Genomic DNA, 3,967 nt, shown 5'->3' with positions numbered 1-3,967 from the left:
GGCGGTGTTGGGTGTGGTTTGTGGTCAAAGCGCAGCGTTCTGCGGAGCAGATTGTCCACACTCCACGCACATAAACCGTCTAGCGGGGAGGCGAAGCCGTGGGGCAGCATTGCGCCCCGTTCGACCTGAAAGGGCGATTTGATCGTGTTGATCCTGAACCGGATCTGGAGGTTAAAAACCACCTTTTAATAGATATAAGAAGGAGACAACAAAAAAGCATAACAAAAACAAGCACTTAAAAATATCTATGTATCCCTATTGAAGATACATTAATGTTGCGCTTTTTGCGAAAATGCCACTTAAGACATTGATTATAAAGGAAAATCTATGTATCCCTTACTATTTGTGTGGTTATTTAAGTGTTTGTTTTTAGAGAATTTTTTTTATTTTGGTTTAAGGGTGTTTTTGAGATCAAGATACCAAGGTAGAGATACACTAATGTATCTTTCAGGATAGGGGTTGTATCGCCCATTTTTTTTAATTAATCTTTTGGTAAGTTCAAAAAAAAACAAAACATTATGAGAAATGCAGAACTGCAAAAAGATCCAATGGATCGTAAATTTGATGCAACAACACACTATAAAACGAGGCGTGGCGACGGTCAGGCCTGCTCTGCTGAGTTGAGCGAAGAAACGGGTGAAGTTAAGCAAAAAAGCGCAGCGTTCTTTGCGTTTAACCGCCAAAACTACAACCACAAAGTTGCTTTAGCTATAAAAAACCCAGTAGCTAACTCGATTTTCGAATTTTTCGTTAATGAAATGGATAATACAAACGCCATTTGTGTATCCATGGCAACTATGGAACAGATATTTAAATTAAAAAGAAACGCTATTAGTAAGCATATTAAATACTTGGTTGATAATCAGTTTATTACAGTATTTAAAATAGGTAATATGAATGCCTACGCTGTAAATGCTTATTTAGTTTGGACACAAGGCGATGCAAATTTATATAAAGCCAAATTTGCAGCGACAATGTATTTAAATTATGACGAGCAAACACCAAAGGTTAAAGCCGAATTTGCTAAAAAGATAAGTAATAAATAAAAAATAAGCCCCTAAACAGGGGCTTTTTTACATCATTGGCATCTTGCTAACCGCCTTACTAGCCATATCACCGCCTGTGGCGGCTGACTGGGCGCAAAAGCCACTCATTTTAGCTGCTCGCTGTGCTGGTGCCGGATCGGACGCAATAGCAAAAGCAGCAGCAAAGCAAAACCAGAAAAACTCCGGCACTAGAATAAGTCGTGCAACCTCAGGGTTCATCCACAAAAATATTCCATAAAACACCCAAAGCATTAAAACTGTTATTAAAGGTTCCATGTCTTTCATAATATCTATATTTTAATTTTATCGTCTTTTTTGGCTTCTAATTTAGCGCCATTGTTTTTAGCATCGTGTTTTTGTTTATTTTCTGCAAGTCTATCCAAAAGCACTTGAGCGTTATTTAATGAGTCTGTGTTTTTAAACGAATCGCCAATATCGTCGAGACGTGTTTTTGTTTCCCTAACGGCTTTTGGCTTAACCTCCTCTGGGAGATTTTCGAACGTCTCAACCACTTTTTCCTGCTCCTCCATTGCCAGATCAATATCTAGATCGTCCTCCAGAAGCTCCGTGAAGTACTTTTCTCTCGCTTCGATGAATTCATCGAGTTTTTCCTTAAAATCGCTCTCGATCGCTCTAAGGCGCTCCTGAGCGGCTTGTTGAGCGAGCATTACAGACTCAAGCTTTTGCTCGTTTTTCTTCAGCTCGCGCTTAACGTGCTGCGATTTTTCAAGGTGTTTGGCTTTGGTAAGCTCCTTGCTCGTTCCTCGCTCGAACCCAAGGTGCTTGAGGTGTTTTGCTGCAATGTCCTGCTGTCTCGACCAAATCGAGTTACTACCGCGTGTTTGGTGCAAACTCAGCGGAGATCTACCCTTCATGGGTATTTTAACCTCCTGTTTCAGCACCTTCCCGTTTTCGTCACGTTCGTACAGATACTTTCCGGGCTTCTTCGGATCTCTAAGGGCTTTTCCATGCTCATCCTTTTTCGTCACGTTCTGCTGCTTCGTGAGCGTTAAATCCTTGGTGCAGACGTTAGCAAAAAGCATGTGTGCATGGGTATTTAAACGAACCGAACCGTCATCAAGTTTTTCACCTTCATCGAGGTGGAATTTATAGCCCAGCGGCTTAAAACCCATTTCCTGTTCCATCTCCTGCATCATTCCCTTAATAGACTCGTCGATCTTCTTTCTCCAGCCTTTCGGATCTTCTTTTTGCAACGCTGAAACTTGCTCCAAAGGAAGCACCAAAACACTGTCAATTAATGTGTTTTTAGTTTTAGCTGGCATGTCCTCCAACGCACTTAAATAGTTGCTGTTTATTGTTGCGTCTGGCGTACCAAAATTGTGCTTCGTGTTCTCTGGCTTTGTTACGTTTTTATCCTCCGCCAGTTCACGTTTAACATGCGCCATTTCTCCCTTAGCTTGCGTTCTGGTGAAGTACTTACTGTTCACCGCAATTTTCTTTCCCATAGTGTTTTCTATAAGTGTACAAAATTTCGCCTTTAGTCCAAAACTTACCTTTATTTTCTCAACTTGCCTTTAGTCTAGGCTTTGCCTTTAGTCCCTCAAAAGCCAAGGTGATACTCACCTTTAGCACACTAAAGGCGTTCCGCCTAGGCTCGCTGCGCTCGGTGTGCCCTGCGGGGCTGTCCCTGCGCTTCGCTTGGGGGTTCGCTTCGCTCACGGCTTTGCAGGATAAAGGGCTTTGTATTCGTCGCGCAGCTCCTCATGAGCTACCTTAACTTCTACCTAACCTTCTACCTTTTCAGGTTGTGTTTAGCCTCCTGCGGATACAAAAAAAGCCACCCGAAAGGATGGCTTGTAGGTATAAAACTTTCTACCTTTTATTCTTTATCTTCCCAATCGCAACTCTTGCAATATCCGCTAGCCTGAATATTTCTGGCATTGCTGTAATCATCAAACTCTCTTCCACACTTTGAGCATTGCTCTGTCATATCAGGTGCATACATAGTTATTTCTCTACCTTTTTTGTTTCATCTTCTTCTACCCTACACTCGCACTTTTCCTCGTCAGGGTGCATGGTTCCGCAACTCTCACAACGACCGAAATAACAAGGTAGGAACTCGGCAACCACTACCAACGACTCATCCAATTCTGCCATTTCCCTTGGATCATTCATGGCAGCTAGAAGCATTCCGTTTGTAACATCACCACCAATAGAGGTGTGGGTGTAGCAGTTCTCAAACTCTTCAACATTAAAATCTAGCCACTCAATGGCGTGTTTGTCACACAACTCATAGTAACGCTTATGCACGAGTTCATACCCGTTTTCTTTGTAATTATCTTTATTCATTTCTTCTTATTAGATGTAAATTTAGGTTCTTTTTCGTCTATCAAACTAAGTTGATTGTTTGATTCATTAATATCTTGCTCAATAGATAGCAACTTTTCTACCTTTTTAAGCTCCTTGAGTAGAAAGTTTTCTACCTCGGCAGATACATTAAATTTCATTCCCTGCTTGCGTGCCTCCGCTCGCGCACGCTTCAATCGCGCATCAACAGTATGAGCAATTTTAATGTTCAGGGAAACTTTATTTTCTACCTTTTCTAGTGCCATGCTATAAACCTTATCCATATGTTGTTTTCTTTATTTAAGTATAGTAATATTTCTACCCTTTTACAACCCTAAACAACCTCCGCCGTAAGGCGCAATCCCCTACAAAACCCATCCCTTACTGATAAAAATAGAATTAAAAAAAGGTAGAAAGTTTTCTACACAAACGTGCAAAATCCTTTTGCACTAGGCAAAAACACCAAATGGTGTTGCGCCATAGCCAAGGCGGTGTTGGGTGTGGTTTGTGGTCAAAGCGCAGCGTTCTGCGGAGCAGATTGTCCACACTCCACGCACATAAACCGTCTAGCGGGGAGGCGAAGCCGTGGGGCAGCATTGCGCCCCGTTCGACCT

The 3,967-nt window shown here is 41.9% G+C and carries 6 protein-coding genes; 1 reads left to right on the top strand and 5 read right to left on the bottom strand.

The features are described from left to right. The first annotated feature begins 518 nt into the window (after positions 1–518). Positions 519–1,046: a hypothetical protein gene (locus L3V30_RS23830; RefSeq protein ID WP_237310135.1), complete on the top strand. Its 528-nt coding sequence runs from the start codon at positions 519–521 to the stop codon at positions 1,044–1,046. Between the two features lie 27 nt (positions 1,047–1,073). Here L3V30_RS23830 and L3V30_RS23825 read toward each other — a convergent pair whose 3' ends face one another. From L3V30_RS23825 to L3V30_RS23805, 5 genes are all read right to left on the bottom strand, one after another. Further along, the gene (locus L3V30_RS23825; RefSeq protein WP_237310133.1) at positions 1,074–1,331 is read right to left on the bottom strand and encodes a hypothetical protein; all 258 of its coding nucleotides are present in this window, start codon (positions 1,329–1,331) and stop codon (positions 1,074–1,076) included. A 5-nt stretch (positions 1,332–1,336) separates the two neighbouring features. Beyond that, a complete protein-coding gene (locus L3V30_RS23820) occupies positions 1,337–2,512 on the bottom strand; it encodes a hypothetical protein (RefSeq protein WP_237310130.1) in 1,176 nt (391 codons plus the stop codon). A gap of 502 nt (positions 2,513–3,014) precedes the next feature. Then, a complete protein-coding gene (locus L3V30_RS23815; protein ID WP_237310128.1) occupies positions 3,015–3,356 on the bottom strand; it encodes a hypothetical protein in 342 nt (113 codons plus the stop codon). Further along, positions 3,353–3,619 (bottom strand): hypothetical protein, encoded by a 267-nt coding sequence (locus L3V30_RS23810; RefSeq protein ID WP_237310126.1) that lies wholly within the window; start codon positions 3,617–3,619, stop codon positions 3,353–3,355. Before L3V30_RS23810 ends, L3V30_RS23815 begins: the two co-directional genes overlap by 4 nt. 133 nt (positions 3,620–3,752) lie before the next feature. Further along, a partial coding sequence (locus L3V30_RS23805) for a hypothetical protein (RefSeq protein WP_237310124.1) occupies positions 3,753–3,967 on the bottom strand: 215 nt, incomplete at its 5' end.

Source organism: Vibrio sp. A1-1 (genome assembly GCF_021728175.1).
Taxonomy (GTDB): Bacteria; Pseudomonadota; Gammaproteobacteria; order Enterobacterales; family Vibrionaceae; genus Vibrio; species Vibrio diabolicus.
The sequence above is the reverse complement of the archived record's forward strand: the minus strand, read 5'-3'. Positions and strand labels throughout refer to the sequence as shown.

Coding starts and splice junctions, on each gene's coding strand:
- L3V30_RS23830 (WP_237310135.1), top strand. CDS start 519: ATGAGAAATGCAGAACTGCAAAAAGATCCAATGGATCGTAAATTTGAT.
- L3V30_RS23825 (WP_237310133.1), bottom strand. CDS start 1,331: ATGAAAGACATGGAACCTTTAATAACAGTTTTAATGCTTTGGGTGTTT.
- L3V30_RS23820 (WP_237310130.1), bottom strand. CDS start 2,512: ATGGGAAAGAAAATTGCGGTGAACAGTAAGTACTTCACCAGAACGCAA.
- L3V30_RS23815 (WP_237310128.1), bottom strand. CDS start 3,356: ATGAATAAAGATAATTACAAAGAAAACGGGTATGAACTCGTGCATAAG.
- L3V30_RS23810 (WP_237310126.1), bottom strand. CDS start 3,619: ATGGCACTAGAAAAGGTAGAAAATAAAGTTTCCCTGAACATTAAAATT.